Annotated in this window: 23 protein-coding genes and 1 pseudogene; 9 read left to right on the top strand and 15 right to left on the bottom strand. The window is 70.8% G+C overall.

From position 1 onward, the window contains the following. Positions 1-78 precede the first annotated feature (78 nt). The 3 genes and pseudogenes from ACIQ7Q_RS17565 to ACIQ7Q_RS17555 all read left to right on the top strand — a co-directional run. Positions 79-1,101, top strand: coding sequence for an NlpC/P60 family protein (locus ACIQ7Q_RS17565; RefSeq protein ID WP_403862064.1), 1,023 nt, complete (start codon positions 79-81; stop codon positions 1,099-1,101). Between the two features lie 245 nt (positions 1,102-1,346). Then, a complete protein-coding gene (locus tag ACIQ7Q_RS17560) occupies positions 1,347-2,063 on the top strand; it encodes a phosphatase PAP2 family protein (RefSeq protein ID WP_403862062.1) in 717 nt (238 codons plus the stop codon). 57 nt (positions 2,064-2,120) lie between these two features. Beyond that, a pseudogene (locus ACIQ7Q_RS17555) lies at positions 2,121-2,370 on the top strand (nucleoside-diphosphate sugar epimerase); the annotation flags it as partial. 59 nt (positions 2,371-2,429) lie between these two features. On the opposite strand, the gene ACIQ7Q_RS17550 reads toward ACIQ7Q_RS17555, so the two are convergent. Beyond that, positions 2,430-3,995, bottom strand: a complete 1,566-nt coding sequence (locus tag ACIQ7Q_RS17550) for an FAD-binding oxidoreductase (RefSeq protein WP_403862059.1) — start codon at positions 3,993-3,995, stop codon at positions 2,430-2,432. Between the two features lie 431 nt (positions 3,996-4,426). On the opposite strand from ACIQ7Q_RS17550, the gene ACIQ7Q_RS17545 reads away from it, so the two are divergent. Together ACIQ7Q_RS17545 and ACIQ7Q_RS17540 are read left to right on the top strand one after the other, a co-directional pair. Further along, the gene (locus ACIQ7Q_RS17545) at positions 4,427-5,266 is read left to right on the top strand and encodes a hypothetical protein (protein WP_403862057.1); all 840 of its coding nucleotides are present in this window, start codon (positions 4,427-4,429) and stop codon (positions 5,264-5,266) included. Between the two features lie 148 nt (positions 5,267-5,414). Continuing rightward, positions 5,415-5,585, top strand: a complete 171-nt coding sequence (locus ACIQ7Q_RS17540; RefSeq protein ID WP_403862192.1) for a hypothetical protein — start codon at positions 5,415-5,417, stop codon at positions 5,583-5,585. A gap of 106 nt (positions 5,586-5,691) precedes the next feature. On the opposite strand, the gene ACIQ7Q_RS17535 is transcribed toward ACIQ7Q_RS17540, so the two are convergent. Beyond that, the gene (locus ACIQ7Q_RS17535; RefSeq protein ID WP_403862054.1) at positions 5,692-6,036 is read right to left on the bottom strand and encodes a metal-sensitive transcriptional regulator; all 345 of its coding nucleotides are present in this window, start codon (positions 6,034-6,036) and stop codon (positions 5,692-5,694) included. Between the two features lie 194 nt (positions 6,037-6,230). On the opposite strand from ACIQ7Q_RS17535, the gene ACIQ7Q_RS17530 reads away from it, so the two are divergent. Both ACIQ7Q_RS17530 and ACIQ7Q_RS17525 read left to right on the top strand, forming a co-directional pair. Continuing rightward, positions 6,231-6,851, top strand: coding sequence for a DUF47 domain-containing protein (locus ACIQ7Q_RS17530; RefSeq protein WP_403862052.1), 621 nt, complete (start codon positions 6,231-6,233; stop codon positions 6,849-6,851). A 5-nt stretch (positions 6,852-6,856) separates the two neighbouring features. Continuing rightward, positions 6,857-7,855, top strand: a complete 999-nt coding sequence (locus ACIQ7Q_RS17525) for an anion permease (RefSeq protein WP_403862049.1) — start codon at positions 6,857-6,859, stop codon at positions 7,853-7,855. Between the two features lie 797 nt (positions 7,856-8,652). Here ACIQ7Q_RS17525 and pstB read toward each other — a convergent pair. The 11 genes from pstB to mshD all read right to left on the bottom strand — a co-directional run bounded on the left by pstB (position 8,653) and on the right by mshD (position 20,452). Beyond that, on the bottom strand, positions 8,653-9,429 hold the full coding sequence (gene pstB / locus ACIQ7Q_RS17520; protein WP_403862046.1) for a phosphate ABC transporter ATP-binding protein PstB: 777 nt from the start codon (positions 9,427-9,429) through the stop codon (positions 8,653-8,655). Positions 9,430-9,436: 7 nt separating this feature from the next. After that, positions 9,437-10,507, bottom strand: a complete 1,071-nt coding sequence (pstA, locus tag ACIQ7Q_RS17515) for a phosphate ABC transporter permease PstA (RefSeq protein WP_403862043.1) — start codon at positions 10,505-10,507, stop codon at positions 9,437-9,439. Further along, positions 10,504-11,499: a phosphate ABC transporter permease subunit PstC gene (gene pstC, locus ACIQ7Q_RS17510; RefSeq protein ID WP_403862040.1), complete on the bottom strand. Its 996-nt coding sequence runs from the start codon at positions 11,497-11,499 to the stop codon at positions 10,504-10,506. Before pstC ends, pstA begins: the two co-directional genes overlap by 4 nt. A gap of 94 nt (positions 11,500-11,593) precedes the next feature. After that, positions 11,594-12,727, bottom strand: coding sequence for a phosphate ABC transporter substrate-binding protein PstS (gene pstS / locus ACIQ7Q_RS17505; protein WP_403862037.1), 1,134 nt, complete (start codon positions 12,725-12,727; stop codon positions 11,594-11,596). 231 nt (positions 12,728-12,958) lie between these two features. Next, positions 12,959-13,378, bottom strand: a complete 420-nt coding sequence (locus ACIQ7Q_RS17500) for an NUDIX hydrolase (RefSeq protein WP_403862034.1) — start codon at positions 13,376-13,378, stop codon at positions 12,959-12,961. Beyond that, a complete protein-coding gene (locus ACIQ7Q_RS17495; RefSeq protein WP_403862032.1) occupies positions 13,375-14,748 on the bottom strand; it encodes a CHAD domain-containing protein in 1,374 nt (457 codons plus the stop codon). The genes ACIQ7Q_RS17500 and ACIQ7Q_RS17495 overlap by 4 nt, the downstream gene beginning before the upstream one ends. Continuing rightward, a complete protein-coding gene (locus ACIQ7Q_RS17490; RefSeq protein ID WP_403862029.1) occupies positions 14,735-16,966 on the bottom strand; it encodes an RNA degradosome polyphosphate kinase in 2,232 nt (743 codons plus the stop codon). Before ACIQ7Q_RS17490 ends, ACIQ7Q_RS17495 begins: the two co-directional genes overlap by 14 nt. Before the next feature lie 237 nt (positions 16,967-17,203). Continuing rightward, complete coding sequence (locus ACIQ7Q_RS17485; RefSeq protein ID WP_403862026.1) at positions 17,204-18,145, bottom strand: ABC transporter permease; 942 nt, start codon at positions 18,143-18,145, stop codon at positions 17,204-17,206. Next, a complete protein-coding gene (locus ACIQ7Q_RS17480) occupies positions 18,142-19,029 on the bottom strand; it encodes an ABC transporter ATP-binding protein (protein WP_403862022.1) in 888 nt (295 codons plus the stop codon). Before ACIQ7Q_RS17480 ends, ACIQ7Q_RS17485 begins: the two co-directional genes overlap by 4 nt. Continuing rightward, positions 19,026-19,424, bottom strand: a complete 399-nt coding sequence (locus tag ACIQ7Q_RS17475; RefSeq protein ID WP_403862019.1) for a GntR family transcriptional regulator — start codon at positions 19,422-19,424, stop codon at positions 19,026-19,028. The genes ACIQ7Q_RS17480 and ACIQ7Q_RS17475 overlap by 4 nt, the downstream gene beginning before the upstream one ends. Positions 19,425-19,528: 104 nt before the next feature. Then, complete coding sequence (gene mshD / locus ACIQ7Q_RS17470; RefSeq protein ID WP_403862016.1) at positions 19,529-20,452, bottom strand: mycothiol synthase; 924 nt, start codon at positions 20,450-20,452, stop codon at positions 19,529-19,531. A 252-nt stretch (positions 20,453-20,704) separates the two neighbouring features. On the opposite strand from mshD, the gene ACIQ7Q_RS17465 reads away from it, so the two are divergent. Continuing rightward, positions 20,705-22,525, top strand: coding sequence for a bifunctional metallophosphatase/5'-nucleotidase (locus tag ACIQ7Q_RS17465; protein WP_403862013.1), 1,821 nt, complete (start codon positions 20,705-20,707; stop codon positions 22,523-22,525). A gap of 109 nt (positions 22,526-22,634) precedes the next feature. Next, a complete protein-coding gene (locus tag ACIQ7Q_RS17460) occupies positions 22,635-23,507 on the top strand; it encodes a phosphatidylinositol-specific phospholipase C domain-containing protein (protein ID WP_403862010.1) in 873 nt (290 codons plus the stop codon). 145 nt (positions 23,508-23,652) lie between these two features. Here ACIQ7Q_RS17460 and ACIQ7Q_RS17455 read toward each other — a convergent pair whose 3' ends face one another. Together ACIQ7Q_RS17455 and ACIQ7Q_RS17450 are read right to left on the bottom strand one after the other, a co-directional pair. Next, positions 23,653-24,105 (bottom strand): hypothetical protein, encoded by a 453-nt coding sequence (locus ACIQ7Q_RS17455; RefSeq protein WP_403862008.1) that lies wholly within the window; start codon positions 24,103-24,105, stop codon positions 23,653-23,655. Between the two features lie 18 nt (positions 24,106-24,123). Further along, positions 24,124-25,764: an ABC-F family ATP-binding cassette domain-containing protein gene (locus ACIQ7Q_RS17450; RefSeq protein ID WP_403862005.1), complete on the bottom strand. Its 1,641-nt coding sequence runs from the start codon at positions 25,762-25,764 to the stop codon at positions 24,124-24,126. Positions 25,765-25,888 lie beyond the last annotated feature (124 nt).

Below are 25,888 nucleotides of genomic sequence, written 5' to 3'. Positions count from 1 at the left end.
CGGCATCACCCTCGCCGGCGTGACCCGCCGCCTACACTGACGGCGGGTGGACTACCAGGCGTCGAGAGGTGGTTGACGGTGCGTAAGGCGTGGCTGGTCGCTGGGCTCTCGATCGGGTTCTGTCTCTGCTTCGTCGCGCTGCTTGTCGTCGGTACGTATTCGGCGGCGTCCGGGCTGCTCGGAGGGAACGGCAAGAACGGTGCCGTGGACCTCGCCAAGGGGGCCGTGCCCGCGCGGTACCAGCCGTTGGTGCAGAAGTGGGGGAACCTCTGCCCGGCCATCAACCCCGCGCTGCTCGCTGCCCAGCTGTATCAGGAGAGCGGCTGGAACCCGAGGGCGCAGAGCCACGCAGCGGCGCAGGGCATCGCGCAGTTCATTCCGGGCACCTGGGCGACGCACGGAATCGACGGGGACAAGGACGGCGACCGCGATGTGTGGGACCCGGCGGACGCGATTCCGTCGGCGGCCTCGTACGACTGCGAACTGGCTGGATATGTTCGCAAGGCGCCGGGCGACCCGACCGACAACATGCTCGCTGCGTACAACGCCGGTGCGTACGCGGTCATCAAGCACGGGGGTGTTCCTCCGTACCGCGAGACCCGGAACTACGTGAAGGTCATCCGGACTCTCGAGAAGAGTTTCGCCCGGCCGGCCGGGCGGGTGGAGCCGTCGCGGCAGGCGGCCGGGGCCATCTACTTCGCGCAGCGGAAGCTCGGCACCAAATACCTGTGGGGCGGTAACGGAACGCCGGAGCAGGGCGGCCGTTTCGACTGCTCGGGGCTGACGCAGGCGGCCTACCGCACCGTGGGGATTGAGCTTCCGCGCGTGGCGAACGACCAGTACAACGCGGGGCCGCACCCCTCGCGCGACGAGTTGCTGCCGGGCGATCTGGTCTTCTTCTCCGACGACTTGGTCAACTCGCGGGCGATTCGGCACGTCGGGCTGTACGTCGGCGGCGGATACATGATCAACGCCCCGTACACCGGCGCGCTGATCCGGTTCGACAAGATCGACACCCCGGACTACTTCGGCGCCACCCGCGTCACCGAGGACGGTGCGCGGGCCCTGCCGACGGATCTGCCCGAGGCTCCGAACGCGTGAGCGGAAGATGATCGAGTGGCCGGAATGCGACGGTCCCGGCAGGGCTCTGAGCTGCGGTGACGTGTCACTCTTCGATAACGTCATCGTGATCGTTCGGTGGAGAGTGGAACGCAACCACCGATGACGTCGTTCCCTGGGCAGGGAAGGCCGCACTGACCATGCAGCACACACCGCACTGACCACGGGGGTTGATAGGGCGGCGCACAGGCACGTGCGTCCAGGTACAAGGCAAGGGGCCGCAGCAGATGGCTGGACTCGCAACGGACGGGGCGAACCCGGATGTCAGCCTGCTCTACGACATCAACGGCCTCGCCAAGGAAGCGCCCACCTGGCTCGACCGCACGATGGAGTTCGTCGGCGAGTACGGGATCATGCTCGCCATGGTGCTGGTGGTGCTCTGGTGCTGGTGGAGCGTGCGCCGGCGCGGCACCGCGGAGGACTCGGTCTCGGCCGTCGCCGGGCTGATCTGGGCACCGCTCGCCGCCGGAATCGCGCTGCTGATCAATGTCCCCATCCGCGGTTTCGTCGAACGGCCGCGGCCGTTCCTCGATCATCGGGGACTCGAGGTCCTCGTCGCCGGCAAGACCGACTACTCGTTCGTCAGTGACCACGCGACGATGGCGATGGCGATCGCCGCCGGGCTCTTCCTGGCCCACCGCGGATTCGGCCTCGCGGCGTTCGGTCTCGCCGTCGCGGAGGGCTTCTGCCGGGTGTACATGGGCGTGCACTACCCGACCGATGTCATCGGCGGCTTCGCGCTCGGCACGGCGGTGGCGCTGCTGCTCGCCCCGCTCGCTCTCGCGCTGCTCACCCCGCTGGTCTCGGCGATCGCGGCCTCGCGCCACCTCGGCCGGCTCGTGAGGTCGAAGCGGGCCGCGGCAGCCGGTGCGCTGCAGCCGGAAGCGCTGGACATCCCGGAGCCGAGGGCCGACGGCCACGGCGAGAACGGCCTCGCCGCCTGAGCGCATCGTGGCCGCTGCCGGGGCATGAGCGCGCGCACCGAAGGGGTGAGAACTGCGATGCCCACGATCCTGGTGACCCGACGGCACCAGAACGCTCGGCCGGCTCGTCACCGAGCGGTTGCGCGCTGACGGGGCCGAGGTGCGGATGCTGAGCCGGCACTCCCAGCCGTACGCCGTGGACCTGCGCGGGGGCACGGGACCGGCCGCGGCCGTCGACGGCGTGGACACCGTCGTGCGCGGCGCGAGCTCGCCGCGCGGCGGCGACGAGCAGGCATCCTGCGCGAGGCTGACGACTGGGCGGCGCGCGGAACTCGCCGCCGGAGAAGGGGCTTGCTCGAGCCGACCCGGCCCATGGACAGGGTGGGTCTAGAGCGCCTGGGGGTAGTCGAACAGCCGGTCCGGGTCGTACTGCCGCTTCAGGCGGGTGAGTCGGTCGAGGGCCGGGCCGTAGTAGGCCCGGCGCCAGTCGGCCAGATTCGGGTCGGCGTAGTTCTGGTACGCCGCCCCCGATGCGTACCGCCGCATCGCCGCGTGGCTCTCCTTCAGCCAGCGCTGCTGGGCGGAGCCGCCGGTGCCCGGCTGCCAGGCGGCGATGTACTGGGCCAGCATCCGCGAGCGCCGGTGCACGAACGACGTCGCCAGCGGATCCATTCGGTTCACTGCGCCGCCGAGCGCGGTGAGCGCGATCGAACCGGCGCCGCCGCCCACGTTCGCGGGGATACGGGTGAACGCCTCTGCCGCCGCGATCAGCGCGCGCCGTCCGCCCTCCGGGAGGTCGCGGTCGTAGAAGTCCGAGGCCGATGCGTACGTCTCACGGGGCAGCGCGCCCTGCCGGTCGCGGCCCGGCGTGGTGCCCGGCAGATGGCACTGGGCGTCGGTCAGGGACAGGCAGTTCGCGTAGCCGAGCATCGCGTCCCGGTAGCTGCGGGGACGCAGCGCGACCGACGACGCCGGTGAACCGACTGCGTCCGCGAGCCGGTCGACCGCGTTCCGCAGGTCGCTCTCCCGGCCGAGAGTGAAGGCGGAGAACGAGAGGGTGGGACGGGAGCCGCCGGGACCGGCGGCGAGATGGAGCGAGGACCAGATCTCGTCCGGCTGCTCCGGTCCCCAGCGCTGCCATGCGGCGAGCACCGACTCCGCTTTGGCCCAAGGCCAGTTGAGGAAGGCGGTGACGGTGTCGGGTGTGGGGTGCGTACGGAACCGGAGCCGGGTCACGACACCGAAGTTGCCGTTGCCCGCGCCGCGCAGCGCCCAGAAGAGGTCCTGGTTCTCGTCCGCGCTCGCGGTGAGCCGCCGGCCGTCGGCGGTGACGATCGTCGCCTCGGTGAGGCTGTCGCACGTCAGGCCGTAGGCGCGGGAGGTGACGCCGTGGCCGCCGCCGAGGGTCAGGCCGGAGACGCCGACCGTGGGGCAGGAGCCGGCGGGGATGGTGCGCCCGTGCCGGGCGAGGGTCTTGTAGACGTCGACGAGTTTGGCGCCGGCGCCGATCGAACCGTCGGCCTCGACCCGGTCCAGGGAGGAGACGTCGATGACGAGGCGTCCGTTGCCGGAGGACCAGCCTCCGTAGGAGTGGCCGCCGTTGCGGATGGACACCGGGGTGGCGTGCGCCTTCGCGTAGGCGAGGCACTCCTTCACGTCGTTCTCGCCGGCCACATAGGCGACGGCGGCGGGCTTCAGCGAGTCGAAGCGCGTGTTGTACAGCTGCCGGGCGCTCGCGTACGCGGCGTCCCCCGGCCGGATCAGCTGCCCGTCGAGACCACGGGCCAGGGCGGCCCAGTCGGGAGCCGAGGACCCGGTGGCGGAGGGACGGGGCGGGGTGAACGTGGTGGCGGTGCCGCTCGGCGCGGCCGCTTTCTCGCCCTTGCCCGTACAGCCCGTTGCGGCAGTCGCGGTGAGGGCGACAGCGGTGGTGAGCAGCGCACGCCTGTCCATGGAACCTCCTGGGGAACGAGACGGCTCCCGGGGCACGCAGGTTCCCCCGCCGGTGAACTCATGCGCACTGGTACGGGCGGATCGCACGGGGCGATCAGGCCGTGGGCGCATGGGCGTGGGAGCGGGCGTCGGCTCGGGCCCGGTCCCGTGACCGTCGTGCCGGGCCCGCCCATCCGCAGGTGCAGCGGGCGAGCGCGAACGAGCCGCGTTCGACGGTCGTGGTCACGTGTGGCGCTGGAGCGTCGGCGGAGGGGTCCTGCTGGGGCACGGCTCCACCGTACTGCTGCCGAAGAGGCCGCAAAGCCCGGGCCCGGCGTGACGACGTGACGAGGCGGTCGTTATGCGAATGGGTGTCCCCGGGCTCCCTCTGGCTTGAGGGGAAGGGCGGGGGCTCGCACAAGCAGCGGTCCGGCGTTGGGGGTTGGCAGGCGATGGTGGTGCAACAGCACATGCGCAGGGGCGGGGCGTTCGCCGTCGCGGCAGCCGTGGCCGTGGTGACGGCGACCGGATGCTCGGGCGGCGGCGCCGCCGCGGAGGAGGGCAAGAGTGGTGCGGGCGGGGCCGGCGGCTCGGCCGACGAAGTGCGCAGGGCCGCGGACACCCTCGCGGGAGCCGGGACCTCCAAGGCGCGTACGTCCCTGGAGATGGCGAGCGGCGGCACCCGGGTCAGCATTCGCGGCGAGGGCGAGTACGACTTCGAGCGCGGCATGGGGCGGCTTCGGGTGGTCCTTCCGCCGGACGCCGCCGGCGAGGACGAGCACAAGCCGATCACCGAGCTGCTGACGCCCGGCGCCCTGTACATGAAGAACCGGGGCGCGGGCGTGCCGGCGGACAAGTGGGTCAGGGTCGACACGACCACCCTGGACGACGGGAATCTGGTCACGGGAGGCGCGACCGACCCGCTCGCCGCGGCGGCGCTGCTGCGCGGCGCGGACCGGGTGACGTACATCGGCGACGTCGAGCTCGCCGGCCGGAAGGTACGGCACTTCCGGGGCACCACCGACATCGGGCGGGCCGCGCGGGTCGCGGAACCGCATGCCAGGGCGTCGCTGACCGCGGCGGCGAAAGGGTTCGTCCAAGGCGCGGTGCCGTTCGACGCCTACCTCGACGACCAGGGCAGGCTGCGCAAGGTGAAGCACCGTTTCACCTTCGCCAACGAAGGCAGCACGGTCGACGTGACGTCGACCACGGTCCTCTTCGACTTCGGGTCGCGGGTCGTGGTGCGGCTCCCGGACAAGAGAGACATCTACGCAGGCAAAATCGAACCCTGAGGCGCGGCACACGGCGGCCCCCGCCGGGGAGGCCAGGGGGATCTGAGCCGGGAGAGTCAGGGCCGAAATGGTCCGGACGTGCCATGCGCGGGGCGTGCACCGCTCCCTACGCTAGGAAACCGACACCGGCCGGAAGAGGTGAATGCGCGTGGCTCCGCCCAGTACGACGACCGTCCAGGACGACCACGTGGCCCTCGCCGAGATCGAGCTGTGCGGCGAGTTGATGATCGCCGCGTCGGCCGCGCGTGAGGAACGCCTCAGCGCAGACCGTATCGACGAGGTGCTGATGGTGGCGGCCGAGCGCAGCCGCCGCCAGTGACCGGGGAACGCCCCGGACCGAAAAGATCAAGCCACACGGCGTGCCCATCGGGGCGCGGCGACCGCTGGGAGCAGACGGGGATCGGGGCGGGTGCGGGGTTGGCGAGTCAGGTGCGGAGCAGGCGGGCGATCGCCTTCGTCGCTTCCTCGACCTTGGCGTCGACCTCGTCGCCGCCCTTCACCGCGGCATCCGCGACGCAGTGCCGCAGGTGCTCCTCCAGCAACTGGAGCGCAAACGACTGCAGGGCTTTGGTGGACGCCGAGACCTGAGTGAGTATGTCGATGCAGTACACGTCCTCGTCGACCATCCGCTGCAGCCCGCGGATCTGGCCCTCGATCCGCCGCAGCCGCTTGAGGTGCTCGTCCTTCTGCTGGTGATACCCGTGCACGCCGCGGTCGTGGTCGGTTTCTTGGTCCGTGACCGGGGGGCCGGCCGCCTCGGTGGTCGTCATCGCGTCCTCCCGTTGTCCAGAAAGGGGGTCTATACCCCTCGTGGGTATATGTTAACGAATCGTGCGGAATCCGGTGGGGGCCCGTGCTGCTCGCCTTGCCCCATGGGCGACACTGGGATACTGCCGGTTAGCCGTGGCCGGATGATGCACCTAGCATCAGCCTGACCGAATCCAAAGCACCCCGAGGACCCCACGTGCGATTTCGTCTGACCCCCAGGGAGACGAGCTTCTACGACATGTTCTCCGCATCCGCGGACAACATCGTCACGGGCTCGAAGCTCCTGATGGAACTGCTCGGAGCGGAGTCCTCCGCCAGGGCCGAGATCGCGGAACGGATGCGGGCAGCCGAGCACGCCGGGGACGACGCGACCCACGCGATCTTCCACCAGCTGAACTCCTCGTTCATCACGCCGTTCGACCGCGAGGACATCTACAACCTCGCCTCGTCCCTCGACGACATCATGGACTTCATGGAGGAGGCCGTCGACCTCGTCGTCCTCTACCAGGTCGAGGAACTGCCCAAGGGCGTCGAGCAGCAGATCGAGGTCCTCGCGAGGGCGGCCGAGCTGACCGCTGAGGCGATGCCGCACCTGCGGACGATGGAGAACCTCACCGAGTACTGGATCGAGGTCAACCGGCTGGAGAACCAGGCGGACCAGATCCACCGCAAGCTTCTCGCCCACCTCTTCAACGGCAAGTACGACGCCATGGAGGTCCTCAAGCTCAAGCAGATCGTCGATGTGCTCGAGGAGGCCGCGGACGCGTTCGAGCACGTCGCGAACACGGTGGAGACCATCGCGGTCAAGGAGTCCTGAACCTCGTGGACATCCTTGCCCTGGTCGTGACCATCGGGGTCGCGCTCTTCTTCACGTACACCAACGGCTTCCACGACTCCGCGAACGCGATCGCGACGTCCGTCTCCACCCGGGCACTGACGCCGCGCGCGGCGCTGGCGATGGCCGCGGTGATGAACCTCGCGGGCGCCTTCCTCGGACAGGGCGTCGCGAAGACCGTCAGCGAAGGACTCATCGAGACGCCCGTCGGGGCGCGCGGCATGGGCATCCTCTTCGCCGCGCTGGTCGGAGCGATCGTCTGGAACTTGATCACCTGGTACTTCGGCCTGCCGTCGTCCTCGTCGCACGCGCTGTTCGGCGGCATGGTCGGCGCTGCGCTCGCCGGCGGGACCGAGGTGATCTGGACCGGTGTGCTCGAGAAGATCGTCATCCCGATGTTCGTGTCGCCCGTGGTCGGCCTGATCGTCGGCTATCTGGTGATGGTCGCGATCATGTGGATGTTCCGCAAGGCGAACCCGCACAAGGCGAAGCGCGGCTTCCGTATCGCGCAGACCGTCTCGGCGGCGGCCATGGCACTCGGTCACGGTCTCCAGGACGCGCAGAAGACCATGGGCATCGTGGTGATGGCCCTGGTCATCGCCGATGTCGAGAACGCCGGCGACCCGATCCCGACGTGGGTCAAGATCGCGTGTGCGGTGATGCTGTCGCTGGGCACGTACGCGGGTGGCTGGCGCATCATGCGGACACTCGGCCGCAAGATCATCGAACTGGATCCGCCACAGGGGTTCGCGGCGGAGACAACGGGTGCGTCGATCATGTTCGGCTCGGCGTTCCTCTTCCACGCGCCGATCTCGACGACACATGTGATCACGTCGGCGATCATGGGCGTGGGCGCGACGAAGCGCGTGAACGCGGTGCGCTGGGGCGTCGCGAAGAACATCATCCTGGGGTGGTTCATCACGATGCCGGCGGCGGCGATGGTGGCGGCGGCGAGCTATGGCGTCGTCTACATGATCTTCGGCTGACGGGCGTGGCGGGTCGCCTGCGGCGGGCTGTTCCCCACCCCACCCCCGCCACTTCCCGAACCGGGGCAAGCCCCGGACCCCGCATCGCTCAGGGATCCGGGGCTGTCCCGGGCCCCGCACGCCCTCGGCGCGGTGCCCGCGCATTCCCCTGCGGCCTTGAGGCGCAGCGGGGCGCTTCCTACGCCGGCCGCCGTTCGGGTACCCGCTGGACGGCGGATGGTCGCTGCGCGTCAACGTTGTCTCCGGCACGTCTCGCCTTGCCGGCGGCCGGGCAGGTTCAGCCTCGCCGGCGTTCGAGGCGCGGGGTTCGGGGCGGGCCCGACGAGGTCGGCGGGTTCAGCCCCGCCGGCGTTTGAGGCACCTCGCGTCCGAGCTCCCGGCAGGTTCAGCTCCGCCGGCGATTGAAGGCGCATCGCACCGGGGCGGCGGGGACGGGCAAGTTCAGCTCCGCCGGCGTTCGATGCGCACGGTGTCGGGGAGGTGGCCCTGGCAGGTTCAGCCTCGCCGGCGTTTGAGGCGCGAAATTCGGCGTGGTGCCCCGACGACGCCGGCGAGTTGAGCCTCGCCGGCGTTTGCGGTGCACGGCGCCCGGGTGGTGGCCGCGGCAAGTTGAGCCTCGCCGGCTTTCGGGGCGGGGCCCGATGAGGCCGGCAGGTTCGGCCCCGCCGGGGATCGAGGCGCACGGGGTGTGGGGGCGGTGTCCCCGAGGCGGGAGGAAAGGGGTGGGCCCGCCCCCCGGGAGAGGAGCGGGCCCGTCGTCTTGCGGGTGGCACCGCCATGCAGCACCCGAAGACGCCTTATCCGAAGCGCCCCGAGATGTAGTCCTCGGTCGCCTGGACGGACGGGTTGGCGAAGATCCGCTCGGTGTCGTCGATCTCGATGAGTTTGCCGGGCTGCCCGACCGCCGCCAGGTTGAAGAAGGCCGTGCGGTCGGAGACACGCGCCGCCTGCTGCATGTTGTGCGTCACGATGACGATCGTGAAGCGCTCCTTCAGCTCACCGATCAGGTCCTCGATCGCCAGCGTCGAGATCGGGTCGAGCGCCGAGCAGGGCTCGTCCATCAGCAGCACGTCCGGCTCGACCGCGATCGCGCGGGCGATGCACAGACGCTGCTGCTGTCCGCCGGAGAGGCCGGAGCCGGGCTTGTTCAGTCGGTCCTTGACCTCGTTCCAGAGGTTCGCGCCCTTGAGGGAGCGCTCGACGATCTCCGCCAGCTGGTTCTTCTTGTACGAGCCGTTCAGCCGCAGGCCCGCCGCCACGTTGTCGAAGATCGACATGGTGGGGAAGGGGTTCGGCCGCTGGAAGACCATGCCGACCGTGCGGCGCACGGCGACGGGGTCGACGTTCGAGGCGTACAGGTTCTCGTCGTCCAGCAGGACCTTGCCCTCGACGCGGCCGCCGGGCGTCACCTCGTGCATGCGGTTCAGCGTCCGCAGGAAGGTGGACTTGCCGCAGCCGGAAGGGCCGATGAAGGCGGTCACCGAGCGGGGCTCCACGGTCATGGAGATGTCGTCGATCGCCTTGTGGGAGCCGTAGTAGGCGGTCAGGCCCGATACATCGATTCGCTTGGCCATGGTGGTTCTACTTTCCGGTCTTCGGGGCCTTCCAGCGGGCGATGCCGCGGGCCACCAGGTTGAGGATCATGACGAAAGCGATCAGGACCAGGGCGGCGCCCCAGGCGCGCCCGATCGAGGCGTCCGTGCCGACGGCGTACTGCTCGTACACGTACAGCGGCAGCGAGGACTGGGCGCCTTCGAAGGGGTTCGGGTTGATCAGCTTCGTGCCGAAAACGAGCAGCAGCACCGGGGCGGTCTCACCGGTGACACGCGCGACGGCGAGCATCACGCCGGTGGTGATGCCACCGATCGCGGTGGGCAGGACCACCTTCAGGATGGTGCGCCACTTGGGCACGCCCAGGGCCAGCGAGGCCTCGCGCAGCTCGTTCGGGACCAGCTTCAGCATTTCCTCGGTGGAGCGGACGACCACCGGCATCATCAGGATGGCGAGGGCCATGCCGCCGGCGAAACCGGAGGGTCCGAAGCCCAGCATCAGGTTCCACGTGGCGAGGACGAACAGTCCCGCGACGATCGACGGGATGCCGGTCATGACGTCGACGAAGAAGGTGACGGCCTTGGCGAGCTTCCCGCGCCCGTACTCGACGAGGTAGATCGCGGTGAGCAGGCCGATGGGGGCCGCGACGACCGCGGCGATGAGGACCTGCTCGATGGTGCCGAGCAGGGCGTGGTAGATACCGCCGCCGGGCTCGGCGTCGAGGACGCCGTTCATGGAGTGGCTGATGAAGTAGCCGTCGACCACCTCCATGCCCTTGCTGATCGTGACCCAGCCCAGCGAGAACAGCGGCACGACGGCGAGGACGAAGCACACCCAGACGAGGCTGGTGGCGACGCGGTCCTTGGCCTGGCGGGAGTTCTCGACCTTCGTGGTGATCACGTAGGTGGCGAGTACGAAGAGCAGGGCGGCGATCATGCCCCACTGGACGCGGCTCTGCCAGCCTGCGGCCAGGCCGATGGCGCAGCCCGCGGCGATCGAGCCGACGGCAATGGCGGTCGGGGCCCAGCGCGGGAGGCGGGCGTGGGAGAGGGGGCCGGAGCGCACGGGGGTCACCGGACGGTCCTTGACGAGCTGGCTCATGCGTTGGCCCCCGAGTACTCCTTGCGGCGGGCGATGATCGCGCGGGCCGCGCCGTTGACCAGCAGAGTGATCACGAACAGGACGAGGCCGGAGGCGATCAGCGCGTCACGGCCGAATTCGTCCGCCTCGTTGAACTTCGCGGCGATGTTCTGTGCGAACGTGCCGCCGCCCGGGTCCAGCAGGTGCCCGGAGATGATGAAGCTCGGCGAGAGGACGACGGCGACGGCCATCGTCTCGCCCAGCGCACGGCCGAGGCCCAGCATGGAGGCGCTGATGATGCCGGAGCGGCCGAAGGGCAGCACCGAGATCCGGATGACCTCCCAGCGGGTGGCGCCGAGCGCCAGGGCGGCCTCTTCGTGCATCTTCGGCACCTGGAGGAAGACCTCGCGGGTGACGTTGGTGATGATCGGCAGGATCATGATCGCGAGCAGGATGCCCACGGTGAACAGGTTGCGGGCGACGCCTTCGCCGGTCTTCTCGAAGATGTACGTCCAGCCGAGGTACTCGTTGAGCCAGCTGTTCAGGCCGTCGAGGTAGGGGACCAGGAACATGGCGCCCCAGAGGCCGTAGATGATGCTGGGCACGGCGGCGAGCAGGTCGACGACGTAGGCGAGTGGGGCGGCGATCTTCCGCGGCGCGTAGTGCGAGATGAACAGCGCGATACCGACGGCGATCGGTACGGCGATGACCATCGCGATGACCGAGCTCACGACCGTGCCGAAGGCGAGTACGGCGATCCCGAAGACCGGCGGGCTGCCGGCCGGGTTCCACTCGGACGTGGTGAGGAAGTTGGCGTCGTCCTTCGAGATGGCGATGCCGGCGCGGTACGCGAGGAATCCCGCGATCGCGGCCATGATCACCAGAAGGGAAATGCCCGCTCCCCGGGACAGGCCCAGGAAGATGCGGTCACCGGGGCGGGGCTTGCCGCGGCCGGTGCGCTCTTCTCGAGGCGCGCGAGGCGGTGGGACTGGTGTGGTGGTTGCTGTATCCATCGGGGTCTCCGGTCTGCGGAGCCGTCGGGCTCCAGGCGGCGGTGCACCGGATGCCGGGGCCGGTCCGCGATGGCGGACCGGCCCCGGCCGGACATCAGGACAGGGTGGGGACGATCTCGCGGACCTTGGTCGCGATCTCGGCGGGCAGCGGCGCGTAGCCGGCGTCGGCGAGGACCTTCTGGCCCTCCTCGCTGACGGTGTAGTTGAGGAAGGACTTCAGGGTCGGCAGCGTCTCCGCCTTGTTGCCCTTGTCGCAGGCGATCTCGTACGTCACCAGGATGATCGGGTACGCGCCCTCGGCCTTGGTCTTGTAGTCGAGCGAGAGGGCCAGGTCCTTGCCGGTGCCCTTGACCTTGGCGGCGGCGATGGCCTTGGAGGCGTTCGCGCTGGTCGCCTCGACCGGGGCGCCGGCGCCGGTGTCGACCTTGACGGCGGGGATCGACTGCGAGGTCGCGTACGACAGCTCGAAGTAGCCGATCGAACCCTGGGTCTGCTTCACCTGGGCGGCGACGCCGGAGGAGCCGTTGGCCGCCTGGCCGCCGGGGGCCAGCCACGACTTCGACTTCGGGTCGTGCTTCCAGTCCGTCGGAGCGGCCTCGCTGAGGTACTTGTGCAGGTTCTGCGTGGTGCCCGACTCGTCGGAGCGGTGGAAGGCCTGGATGGCCGAGTCCGGCAGCTTCGCGTCCGGGTTGAGCTTGGCGATGGCCGGGTCGTTCCACTTCTTGATCTTCGAGTCGAAGATCTTCGCGAGGGTGGGGGCGTCGAGGACGAGGTTGTCCACGCCCTCCAGGTTGTAGCCGATGGCGACGGGGCCACCGACCATCGGCAGGTTGATGCCCTGGCCGCCCTTGCAGATCTTCTTCGACTCCTCGACCTCCTCCGGCTTGAGCGCGGAGTCGGAGCCGGCGAAGGCGACCTGGCCCTGCGTGAACTTGGTGATACCGCCGCCCGAACCGATGGGCTGGTAGTTGACCTCGACGCCCGAGCACGCGGCCTGGAAGTTCTTGACCCACAGGTCCATGGCGTTCTTCTGTGCGCTCGAGCCCGCCGCGAGGATCTGGCCCTTGGCGTCGTCGCACTTGATGTTCGAGGCGGCGTTGGTCTTGTCGCCGCCGTCACCGGGGGCCGTGTTGTCGTCCGAACCACACGCCGTGAGGACCAGGGCGCCGGACAGGGCGAGGGCACCGAGCGCGGTGGCGCGAAGCCCGTTCTTGCGCTGAAGCTTCACTTCGGGTGTTCCTTCCAGTGGCCGCCCGAGTTGGCGGCGTGCGTCGGGGTGGGGGGACCGGCTCCGTGCCGGTCACCGTGTACGGCCGAAATTAGGCAGATGAGATGAAGCGGCCGACGGGAGAGAGTGAACGCAAGGTGAACCGTGCCCGGCGACACGGTGCTCGCCCGTGCGTTCACCCGTTCGGCGTATCTGGGCTGCTGGCGAGGCATACCGGACGCTTCCGTCGGGTCACGCTGTGTGCAGTGCCTGCAGGAGCGCGTCGACGAGCGCACGGTCCCGCGGATGGGTGAGCCGGATGCGGGCGGCGGCGGGCGGCAGCCACACGATGCGATCGACCTCCGCACCCGCGGCGAAGGACCCGGAGGTCGCCTCCGCGGCCCAGTAGGTGACCTCCTTGGGCCGGCCGTTCGCGAGGTAGCGGGCGGTGGGGAGACGGGCGCCGGGGACACAGCGGTGACCGGTCTCCTCCCGGACCTCCCGCATCGCGGCGCCCAGGGTGTCCTCCCCCCGCTTGAGCTTGCCTTTCGGGTGCGACCAGTCGTCGTACTTGGGCCGGTGGACCAGGCAGATCTCGATGCCGCCGTCGCCGTACGGGGAGCGGCGCCAGAGCACGCATCCCGCGGCGAGCACGGTGTCGCCGCCGCTCATGGCGCCGTGACCGCCGTCGTGACCGCCGGCGAGAGCGCCGACGTGGCGTGCCGCCACTGCTGCTGGAAGGCGAACCTGGCCGCCTCGACCTCGTGCCGCTGGTCGGCGTGCAGCACACCGAGGGCGTACGCCGTGGCGGGCGCGATCCGCGGTGTACGGGCTGCGGTGGCGGCCGCGGTGGCGGCCTCCGCGGCGTCACGATGCCGGTCGAGCATCAGGCCGGCGTGGCACAGCACCGGGCTGCTGCCGGGGCGCAGCACCTCCTGCGCGTAGCGGTGCAGGCGCAGCAGCCTGCGGACCTCGTGCCAGGGCGCGTCCTGTGCCTCACCGGCGGCCGCGGCGGCGAGGCCGTTGACGAGGGCCTCCGCGTTGTACGGATGGGCGGCCCGGCCCAGCGGCAGACCGGCGACCGCCTCCAGCAGCCGCCGTTCGGCGGCCTCGGCGGGCAGCGCCAGCGTCTGTGCGGCGGGGCCGGCGGCGGCCGGGCCCAGCGGGAGGTCGGAGGCCAGTAAAGCGACGGCGTCGGCGACGGCGTGGAAACGGGAGGAGCCGAGTGCCTGGAGTGCGGCGGAGTGCGCGCGCGTCCGGGCCAGCGTGAGCTGCCGCTCCAGCAACGCCCCGGCCCGCGCGGCCCCGACGGCGAGCACACCGCCGCCGCCTGCGGGTGCGCCGCTCCGACCGCCCGCGCGGGCGGGTTCACGCCCGGTGCCGGTGCCGGTGCGGCCGTCGTTGCCCGCGGCGCCAGGAGCGCCCGGTCCGGCGAGTTTGCGTTCATGGCCGTCGGGGGCGCCGGGCACGGGGTCGTCCCCCGCCCGGGGTCGGCCCGTCGTTTCGTGCGCGCCCGCGTCGGTGGTGCCTGCGGCGCGGAGCGCCTGTGCGTCCTCCGCGGTGCTCGACCCGGCCGTGGTGTGGGCGGACCGGTGGTCGGAGCCCGTGCCGGAGCCGCTTGTTCCGAGGGGACCGGCCGGCAACCCGAAGCCGTCGAGCGGCGGGCTGTCGCCGCGGGCGGCCGGCAACGGGGCGGTGCCCGACAGGCGGGACAGTGCGTCCAGCAGCCGGGACAGCCGGGACGTGTACGCGTGTTCCTGGGCCAGGGTCGTGGACAGCCAGGCCAGCTCCGTGCGCAGGCCGTCCGCCCAGGCCGGGTCCAGCAGCGGGCGGAATGTGTGCAGCGTCCCGCTGATGCGGCGGGACGCGGCCCGCAGCGCACGGGCCGACTCCGCCACCGCCGCCGTCTCGGCGCCGCTCTCCCCATGTCGGCGCAGGCTGCGCAGGAAGTCGCCCGCCTGCGCGTGCAGATAGTGGGCCACCGCCTCGCCCGCGGTGCTGGCGAGAACGGTGTCCGGCCGGGAAGGTTCAGGGCTGTGCACGCCGGCGCCTCCGGGCGTCTATGAGCATCTCCTGTACGTTCCGCAGCGGCTGGCCGTCGGAGTCCGTGGCATGCCGGGTCCACGCGCCGTCCGGGCCGAGGTGCCAGGAGGACGTGGTGTCGGACATGCCGGTCTCCAGCAGCCTGGTGAGAGCCGCGCGGTGGGCCGGGTCGGTGACCCGTACCAGCGCCTCGATCCGGCGATCGAGGTTTCTGTGCATCATGTCGGCGCTGCCGAACCACACTTCGGGCTCGCCGCCGTTGCCGAAGGCGAAGACCCGGGAGTGCTCCAGGAAGCGGCCGAGGATCGAGCGGACCCGGATGTTCTCCGAGAGGCCGGCCACGCCGGGGCGTATCGCGCAGATGCCGCGCACCCAGATGTCCACCGGCACGCCCGCCATCGCGGCGTGGTAGCAGGCGTCGATGACCGCCTCGTCCACCATCGAGTTGACCTTGATGCGGACGTAGGCGGGGCGTCCGGCCCGGTGGTGGGTGATCTCCTTGTTGATGCGGGAGATCAGCCCGTCCCGCAGCGACTTGGGCGCGACCAGCAGCCGCCGGTACGTTTCGCGCCGCGAGTAGCCGGACAGCCGGTTGAACAGGTCGGAGAGATCCGCGCCGACCTGCGGGTCCGCGGTGAGCAGCCCGAGGTCCTCGTAGAGCCGGGCGGTCTTGGGGTGGTAGTTGCCCGTCCCCACGTGCGAGTAGCGCCTCAGCGTGTCGCCTTCCTGGCGGACGACCAGCGACAGCTTGCAGTGGGTCTTGAGACCGACGAGCCCGTAGACGACATGGCAGCCGGACTCCTCCAGCTTGCGCGCCCACTTGATGTTGGCCTGCTCGTCGAAGCGGGCCTTGATCTCGACGAGGACGAGGACCTGCTTGCCCGACTCGGCGGCGTCGATCAACGCGTCCACTATCGGGGAGTCGCCCGAGGTCCGGTACAGCGTCTGCTTGATCGCGAGGACGTCGGGGTCGCCGGCCGCCTGCTCGAGGAAGGCCTGGACGGACGTGGAGAAGGAGTCGTACGGGTGGTGCAGCAGCACGTCCCGTTCGCGCAGCGCCATGAAGATGTCGGGCGCGGACGCCGACTCGACCTCGGCCAGCTCACGGTGGGTGCCCGCGACGAACTTGCGGTACCGCAGCTCCGGCCGGTCCAGTGCCGAGATGCCGAAGAGTCCGGTCAGGTCCAGCGGGCCGGGCAGCGGATAGACCTCGGCCTCGGACACCTTCAGCTCGCGCACCAGCAGGTCGAGGACGTAGGGGTCGATCGACTCCTCGACCTCCAGACGCACCGGCGGGCCGAAGCGGCGCCGCATGAGCTCCTTCTCCAGCGCCTTGAGCAGGTTCTCCGCGTCGTCCTCCTCGACCTCCAGGTCCTCGTTCCTGGTCACCCGGAACATATGGTGCGCCAGCACCTCCATGCCCGGGAACAGCTCCTCGAGGTGGGCCGCGATGACGTCCTCCAGCGGCACATACCGCTGCGGCGAGGCTTCGAGGAAACGGGAGAGCAGCGGGGGGACCTTGACCCGGGCGAAGTGGCGATGGCCGCTGACGGGGTTGCGGACGACGACCGCGAGGTTGAGCGAGAGGCCGGAGATGTACGGGAACGGGTGCGCGGGGTCCACGGCCAGCGGGGTCAGCACCGGGAAGATCTGCTGCCGGAAGAGCGTGAAGAGGCGGGCTTGCTCCTTCTCGGTGAGATCGGGCCAGCGGATGAGGTGTATGCCCTCGTCGGCCAGGGCCGGGGCGATGTCCTGCTGGAAGCAGGCGGCGTGCCGGGCCATGAGCTCACGCGAGCGGGTCCAGATCAGGTCGAGGACCTCGCGGGGCTGCAGACCGGAAGCCGAACGGGTGGCGACGCCCGTCGCGATCCGGCGCTTGAGGCCGGCCACCCGGACCATGAAGAACTCGTCCAGGTTGGACGCGAAGATCGCGAGGAAGTTGGCGCGCTCCAGAAGCGGCGTGGCCGGGTCCTCCGCGAGCTCGAGGACCCGCTCGTTGAACGCGAGCCAGCTGCGCTCCCGGTCGAGGAACCGCCCCTGCGGGAGCTCGGTGCCCAGCACCGCCTCGAGGTCCTCCTCGTAGGAGTCGAGATCCGAGTCGATGTCGGGTTCGAGGTCGGACACCGTGGCTGCGACGGTGTGCGGCCGGTGCGCGGCTATGGAAGCGACGGACGGCTGGGGGTGCTGGACCGGTACCTCGGCGGGCTGCTGGCTCATGGGCCCATTGTTCCGCGCGGACGGTGTCACCGGCGCGTCGGAAAGGGCGCGAGCGAGAGGATTTCTCCCGTTGGGGGAGGCGGTCACAGCAGGCTGCATTGGCTGAGGGTCGCAAGGGCGTCTGAATGCCCGGTAACAAGGATATGACGTGAGGGAAAGCGTGGCGCGGCCCCCGGGGGTCGCTTCGTTCCCGGGGGCCGTTGGTTCCTCCGGCCGGTCAGGCGTGCCGGCGGCTGGTCAGGCATGCCGGCGGCGGAAGATCCGGAACGCCGCGTACGCCACGGCGGCGGTCAGGGCCAGGACGATGCCGGTCTCGACCAACTGGAGCGGCCACAGATGCGACGGCGGATGGTAGTCCCACCATCTGTCGACGACATCGTGCTCCGTGAAGCAGGCTGCGTCCTGCGGCACGAAGCACACGCTGTCGGGGAGCCGCTCTCCCGACGCGGTCAGCAGGCCGCTGTCCAGGATGAACTCGCTGGATCCGAACTGCATGCTGTCCGGGTCGGAGCTCGTGGCGGTGGCGGGCGTCCACAGACGTCCCCACACGGCGAACATGACGGCCATGACGATCCCGGTCGCCAGACCCGCGACGGACATCGCGATCATGGTGCGGCGTACCAGCAGGCCGGTGAGTGCGCCGACGGCGACCGCGAGCAGGCAGTGGGCGGCCAGTGTCGGCCCGAGGGTGAGAAACACCTGCCGCTCCTGCCAGCCCAGCCTGTAGTCGCTGACCACCGGACCCCGCAGGATGTGGAAGATGCCGGTCAGGCCCACGGCGACGACGCCCATGGCCAGTGCGGGCACGGTGACCTTGGCGGCGAACCACCGGGTGGGCGGTATCGACTGCGACCGGACCAGCTTGTGTGTTCCGCTCTCCAGCTCCCGGGCGATCACCGGTCCCGCCACGACTGCCGCGACGAGCAGCGGCAGGAGCACGGCCGCGCTCGCGAGGAAGTCGGCGAGGGCTGCGAGTCCGCCCCGGTAGGCGGAGCGTGTGAAGAGACCTTCGGCGTTCTCCTCGTACGGGGTCAGTGCGAACGCGATCCGCAGGCCCGACGCGACGACAGCCGCGATCACCAGCAGTGCGGCGGTGGTGGTGATCAGGCGGCGGTGCTGCCGGACGACGACCCAGGTGACTCCCCGCAGACGCGGGCGGGAGGTGGTGAGCGAGCTCATGCGGCCGCCACCTCCGCGCTCGGCGTGAACAGCGGCGGGGCGTCGGGGCTGCGCAGATGTGCCATGAGCAGTTCCTCCAGGGAAGGATGAGCGGTCCGCCAGCCCTTGCCGACCGCGCCGGACCCCCGTACCAGCGCGGTCAGCTGACGGCCCGTCGTGCGGGATTCGACGACGGTGTGGTCGGGCAGGTCTGCGACCGGACCCGTGAGGAGGGTGTGGGCCGCGATCAGGTCCTCCGTCTCTCCGGCGAGGCGTACGCGGCCCTCGTCGAAGAGGAGTACGTAGTCGCAGGTCGTCTCCAGCTCGGACAGGATGTGCGAGGAGATCACGATGGTGGTGCCGTGGTCGGCGGCCCGGGTCATCAGCGCGGCCATCAGCCGGTGCCGGGCCAGCGGGTCGAGGTCGGCCATCGGCTCGTCCAGCAGCATCAGTTCCGGGCGCTTGCCGAGCGCGAGGGCGAGCGCGACGCGGGTGCGCTGGCCGCCGGAGAGGGTTCGGATCCGGGCGCGCGGATCGAGACCGCCGCCCTCCGCGACGATCCGTTCGGCGGTGGCCGCGTCCCAGCGGGCCGGGTTCAGCTCACGTCCCAGTCGAAGCGTCTCGCCGACCGTCAACTGCGGGTACAGCGGCTTGTCCTGGGCGACGTACGCGATCCGCTCGCGTGCGTCCGACGGTGTGCCGTCGAGCACCCGCAGCGCGCCGTCGGTGGGCCGGAGCAGTCCCGCCGCGAGGGCGAGGAGGGTCGACTTGCCGGCGCCGTTGGGGCCGACGAGGGCGCAGACGCGCCCGACGGGTACCCGGAACGAGCAGTCATACAGGGCCGGGCGGCCGCGCCGCCCGTAGTCCAGGCCGAGGCCGTTCGCCTCGATCGCGGTCGCCGTCATGCGCCGTCCCCCTTGTGGTCGTCCTGCGCGCGTTCCTCCAGTACGGAGGTGAAGAGCGCGGTGATGTCGTCCTGCTCCAGGCCGGCCTGGCGCGCCCGGTCCACCCAGTCGGCGAGCTCGGCCCGCAGGGGTGTGTCGGCGGCCTGGCCGCCGAGGGTGCGGGTCACGAACGTGCCGAGGCCTCGGCGGGCCTCGACGAGGCCGTCGCGTTCGAGTTCGCGGTACGCCTTGAGCACGGTGTTCGGGTTGATCGCGGTCGCCTCGACGACTTCGCGAGCCGTCGGCAGCCGGTCGCCGGGCTCCAGCAGGCCCAGTCGAAGCGCCTGTTTGGTCTGCTGCACGATCTGGAGATATGTGGCGACGCCGCTGCGCCGGTCGATACGGAACTCGACCATGCCGCTGCACCACCCTTTCACTAGTTGAGTAGTGGAATGGTGCAGCAAGAGAGGGGGCGGCGTCAACGGACGCCGCCCCCTGGTCTGTTGACCGGTGCCGCCTGTCAGGTCTCCGTGCGGTACATCAGATCCACCTCGTGGGTGACGAAGCCCATCTGCTCGTACACCCGCAGCGCCGCCGGGTTGTCGGCGTCGACGTAGAGCATCGCGGTCGGCAGCCCCTGTGCGGCCAGGTGCCGCAGGCCGGTCGCGGTGAGTGCCTTGCCGAGGCCGCCGCCCTGGGCGGCGGGGTGGATGCCGAGGACGTACACCTCGCCGAGCTGCTCCTCCGCGTGCACCTTCGTCCAGTGGAAGCCGATGATCTCCCCCTCCCGCTCGGCCAGGAAGAACCCCTTCGGGTCGAACCACGGCTCGGCCTTGCGGTCGTCCAGGTCCCGCTGGGTCAATGAGCCCTGCTCGGGGTGGTGCGCGAAGGCGGCGGCGTTCACCGCGAGCCACGCGGCGTCGTCCTCGCCGGGCCGGTAGGTGCGCACGGTGACGCCGGCCGGGTAGGCCGGCTCGGCGATGCCCTGCAGGCTCAAGGGGCGCCGCAGCTGGCGCAGTTCGCGGAAGAGCGTCAGGCCGAGGACCTGGGCCATGTGCCGAGCGGCGGACTTGCCCCCGTGCGCCCACATGCGCAGCCGCTTGCCCGACGCGTCCAGCAGCGTCGTGCCCAGCGCGCGCCCGTGGCCCCGTCCGCGGTGGCTCGGGTGCACGACCAGTTCGGCCGCGGGGGCCTCGACGGGGTCCGTGTCCTCGAGCTGCGCGTAGCCGATGAGCTGGTCGCCGACCGTGAGCAGGAAGTGCCGCACGCCTTCCCGCCGTCCACCGCGCAACTGAAGCCGCCCCTGCTCGGAGACGGCCTGCATCCCGTCGGACCGTGCAGCCTCCGCGAGTACCTCGAGCACGGCCTCTGCCTGCTCGGGAGTCAGCTCGTCGAGGGACTGGATCTGCCGGCCGGGCTCCGGAATCACTGCGTCGATCGTCATGGCTCGAGGGTACGGCGGGGGAGCGCGACCCGGGGTGGCGCACGACTCGTCGGGAATGGCATCGGACGGGTGATATACGGCTGATCGCCCCTTCGCGGCCGATGGCAACCAGGTCGTAACCCGCATCCCCCTGTCGCGCTACGCGCGTTGACTCTAGGCTGCGGCAGGACGCTGCCGGGGGATCAAGGCCGGGCAGCCCCAGGGCCGAGAGGCTCCGACCCTCACACCACGCTGGAACTGACAAGGGGACAGATGTCAGCGACACCTCCCAACCATCGCGCGGCCCGGCGGAACCGTCGCGTTCTCGCAGCCGCCGCCGGGCTCGCGACCGTCGGCGCGCTCGTCGCCGCGCTGCCGGCCGGAGCCACCTCCGAGGACCGGCACGGCCACGGCCACCACAAGCCGCGCACCGTCGATGTGCAGCTGCTCTCCTTCAACGACCTGCACGGCAACCTGGAGCCGCCGGCCGGTTCCGCCGGCAGCGTCCTTGAGACCCAGCCCGACGGCACGGTCAAGTCGATCCCGGCCGGTGGCGTCGAGTACCTGGCGACCTCGCTGCGCACCGCGCGCAAGGGCAACCCGTACTCCGTCACCGCGGCCGCCGGAGACCTGGTGGGCGCGAGCCCGTTGCTGTCCGGTCTCTTCCACGACGAGCCGACCGTCGAGGCGCTGAACAAGCTGGACCTCGATGTGACGGGCGTGGGCAACCACGAGTTCGACGAGGGCGCGGTCGAGCTGGCCCGTCTGCAGAAGGGCGGCTGTCACCCGACGGACGGCTGCTTCGAGGAGGGCAAGGAGTTCGAGGGCGCGGACTTCCCGTACCTGGCGGCCAACGTCACCCAGGAGAAGACCGGCAGGCCGATCCTCAAGCCGTACTCGGTCTGGCAGAAGAACGGCGTCAAGATCGGCTTTATCGGTGTGACCCTCGAGGGCACGCCGGACATCGTCAGCGCCAACGGCATCAAGGGCCTCAAGTTTCACGACGAGGTCGAGACGATCAACAAGTACGCCCGTGAGCTCGACCGCAAGGGCGTGAAGTCGATCGTCGCGCTGATCCACGAGGGCGGCTCGCCGGCGTCGACGTCGTACAACTACGACTGCGATTCGCCGGGTGCGGGCGACGGCATCTCCGGCCCCGTCGCCGCCATCGCCAAGGGCATCACGCCGAAGGTCGACGCGCTCGTCACCGGCCACACCCACCAGGCGTACGTGTGCACCATCCCGGACCCGTCCGGCAAGCCGCGCATGGTCACCTCGGCGTCCTCGTACGGCAAGCTCTACACGGACACCACGCTCACCTACGACCGCCGCACCAAGGACATCGTGCGTACGCAGGTCAGGTCGGCCAACCACGTCGTCAGCCGTGACCAGGCCAAGGCCCAGGACATGACCGACCTGATCACCCGCTGGAACAAGCTGGCGGCGCCGATCGCGAGCCGCCCGCAGGGCTTCATCTCCGCGGACATCAACGGCCGTGGCGCGACCACTCCGGAGAAGCCGCTCGGCGACCTGATCGCGGACGCGCAGCTCGCGGGCCTCGCGCCGGCGGACAAGGGTGGAGCGCAGCTGGCGCTGATGAACCCGGGCGGTATCCGTTCCGATCTGGTCTTCAAGGCGTCGGGCGGCGAGGGCGACGGTGTGGTGACGTACGGGGAGGCCTTCACGGTCCAGCCGTTCACCAACATGATGAACATCGTCGATCTGACCGGTGCTCAGCTGATCACCGCGCTCCAGCAGCAGGTCAGCGGCCCGAACGAGGCCTCGCCGAAGATCCTCCAGGTCTCCAGGGGCTTCACCTACACCCTGGACCTGACGAAGACCGGAGCCGACCGGATCGTCGTGGACTCGGTGAAGCTGAACGGCGAGGTGATCGACCCGTCGAAGACGTACCGGGTCGCGATGAACGAGTTCCTCGCGGGCGGCGGTGACGGCTTCGCGGTGCTCAAGGAGCACACCAACAAGCTGGTCGGCGCCTCCGACCTCGATGTCTTCAACGCCTACCTGGCGGCGAACTCCTCGGCCACCGCGCCGATCACGCCCCCGGCGGCCGACCGGATCACGGTCGTCCAGTAGGGACGTCGAACGGTGGGGCGGTGGGCCGACGGCCTGCCGCCCCACCGGCGTTACCGGCCCGGTACCGATGTCTGGTGAACTTGACGCGGACGCGACATACTCCGCTGCCATGGACCGACGGAGATTCCTCATGGGCGCCGCGGCTCTGTCCGCGACCGCCCTCATCGGCGCCCCCCACGCCACCGCCGCACCGGCCCGCACCCTGTCCACGCAGGACTGGATGGCCGGTGCCACCGACTCGACTCCCCTGCAACGGCTGACGATTCCCGGCACCCACGACTCGGGCGCCCGCTTCGGCGGACCGTGGAGCGAGTGCCAGAACACGACCATCGCCCAGCAGCTCGCCGGCGGAATCCGCTTCCTCGACATACGGTGCCGGGTCACCAGCGGCTCGTTCGCCATCCACCACGGCCCGTCCTACCAGAACATGATGTTCGGCGATGTCCTCGTCGCCTGCCGGCAGTTCCTCGCCGCGCACCCCTCGGAGACCGTGCTCATGCGGGTCAAGCAGGAGTACTCGCAGGACAGCGACGCCACCTTCCGCGCGATCTTCGACGACTACCTGGACAACCGCGGCTGGCGGCCGCTGTTCCGGATCGGCGACGGCATCCCCGCACTGGGCGAGGCGCGCGGCCGGGTCGTGCTCCTCGGCGACAACGGAGGTCTGCCCGGCGTCCGTTACGCGGACGGGGAGCTGTTCGACATCCAGGACGACTGGAACGCCCTGCCGAACCCCAAGTACTCGAAGATCGAGTCGCACTTCCGCAAGGCGGTCCAGCAGCCGGGCAAGCTGTTCGTCAACTACGTGAGCACGTCGGCGTATCTGCCGCCCCGCTGGAACTCCGACGACCTCAACCCGCGCGTCCACTCCTTCATCGACGGCTCCGAGGCGAGCGGCTGGCGCGGGCTGGGCATCGTGGCGATGGACTACCCCAACACCCGTGCCGGCCTCGTGGAGTCGCTCATCCGCCACAACGGCTGAGCGGTCTTCCGCGGGCCCGGGGCCCGAGCCCAGTCCCCGGCCAACCGGCCCCCGGACTGGTTGTCGCCGACCACGCCGGCCTTCTCGCCCGGGCGGAGGGTGAACGACACGCGGCCAACCGGCCCTCGGCCAACCGGCCTGCGGACTACAGGTCGTCGCAGATGCCGTGGGCGGTGGAGATCTCCTTCATCGCCCGGTCGTCGAACTCGAAGGGCTGGGCGTGCACGTCCGCGGCCCGGCGCAGGGCCGTCGCGAGCGGCTTGTGCTCCGGGTCGCCCGCGGCCGCCGCGGCGGACAGGACCACGGCCCCGTTCCACCGGTTGAGGGCCACCAGGCCCTTGTCGCCCTTCTTCATGAACTGCGACGGCTCGAAGCCCGCGAGCGCGTCGCATGCGCCGCGCGCGTCGTCGGCCGCCTCACCGGAACCGGAACTGCCCCCGACCAGCGCCCAGGTCGCGCCCCCACCGCCGCCGATCAACAGCCCGACGACCAGCGCGGCGACCAGTGGACCGGTGCGGCGCGGGGCCTGGCCGGACGGGCGGTAATGGGAGGCGTGAACGGCTGCGGGTACATGGCCCTGACGCTGTCGGGAGTCCAAAGCGTTGACAGTGTCAGGTCATCCTTCCCCGATGAGCGGGAGTTCGGGGCCCTCGAAACGCGCCCGCATCCGGCGGTCGTGGGTGACCGCGACCAGCGTCCCCGCGTACCGGGCGAGCGCCGCCTCCAGCTCTTCCACGAGGTCGGGGGAGAGATGGTTGGTGGGCTCGTCGAGCAGCAGCAGATCGACTGGCCCGGCGAGCAGCAGGGCCAGTTCGAGCCGCCGCCGCTGGCCCGTGGACAGGTCCCGCACCGGCCTGGTCAGATCCTGCGACCGGAACAGGCCGGTCGCGGACAGCGTGTCCGCCCGCTCCACGCCGTACACCTGAAGGACCGTGCGGCCGTCGGGCACCGGCGGTGCCGTCTGGCGCAGGAAGCCCACCCGCCGGGGCCGTGTCACCGAGCCCGCGGCGGGGGTCAGTTCGCCGGCCAGGACCTGGAGCAGGGTCGACTTGCCGGCGCCGTTCGGCCCGGTCACCAGCAGCCGGCCGCCGGCGGGCACCTCCAGTGAGTCCAGCGACAGCCTGCCGGGCACCCGGACACCGGTGAGCACGATCCCGCCCGCGGCCTCGCCCTCCACCCGGGCGGCGAACCGCAGCGGCACCGGTGGCGGCGGCACCGGTGCCGCCCGCAGGCGCTGCACCTGCTCGCGGGCGCTGCGGATACGGCTCATCGCGCCGTGCGCCCGCGAGCGGGCCCGGAACGCTCCCGCCCCGCTGAACGAGGCCGGCGCCTTGCGCGGGATCGCCGACAGCAGCCCGATGTTGGTCTCCGCCAGCCGGGAGTGCCGCTCGATCTCGGCGCGCCACTCGTCGTGCTCGCGCACCCAGCGCGCGCGGGCGGCGGCCTTGGCCGTGAGGAACCCGGCGTAGCCGTTGCCGTAGCGGTGGACGGTCCTCAGGTCCCGGTCCGCCTCCAGCACCGTGGAGGTGACCCGGTCGAGAAACGCGCGGTCGTGGGTGACCGCGACGAGTGTGCCGCGGTGGGCCCGCAGATGCTCCTCCAGCCAGGCGACGGCCTCGTCGTCGAGGTCGTTGGTCGGCTCGTCGAGCAGCAGCAGTTCCGGGGCCGCGGCGAGGGTCGCGGCGAGCGCCAGGCGGGCGCGGCGTCCGCCGGACAGGGTGCCGAGACGCCGGTCGCGGTCGAGGGGGGAGCGGTCGCCGAGCCGGTGCAGGGTCACCTCGACCCGGCGGTCGGCGTCGCCACCGCCGCGCGCCTCGAACTCGGCGAGCAGTCGCCCGTACGCCTCGGCGCCGTCCTCGCCGGTGCGGTGCAGCGACGCCTCGGCGGCGCGGATACGGCCTTCCAGGGCGCGCAGCGGGGCCAGCGCGAGGTCGATCGCGTCGCCGACCCGGGCGGCGGCAGGCAGGTCGAGGGTCTGGGCGAGGTGACCGGTGCCGCCGGGCGCGACCACGGTGACCGTGCCGTTGTCGGGCTGCTCCGCGCCGGCGAGCAGGCGCAGGAGCGTGGACTTGCCGGAGCCGTTGTCGCCGACCACGCCGGCCTTCTCGCCCGGGCGGAGGGTGAACGACACGCGGTCGAGGACGATCCGGTCGTCGTAGCGCTTGGTGACGTCGGTGAGGGTGAGCTGGGAGACGGCGGGGGCGGTGGCGACTGGGAACAAGTGGCGGCCCTTCCGTGGGCGACAGGGGATACCCATGATCAAGACGATACGGTCCGTCTCGTTTGGGTGACCGTAACGCACCTCCCGGGCGTCCCGCAAGACGTTTCGTCTCGCGAGGGCGCCGGGGTGCTTCAGGGCGGTGGGGCCCTCTGTGGGGCCG

The sequence above is a fragment of the Streptomyces sp. NPDC096176 genome, from assembly GCF_044763255.1.
Lineage (GTDB): Bacteria > Actinomycetota > Actinomycetes > Streptomycetales > Streptomycetaceae > Streptomyces.
The sequence above is the reverse complement of the archived record's forward strand: the minus strand, read 5'-3'. Positions and strand labels throughout refer to the sequence as shown.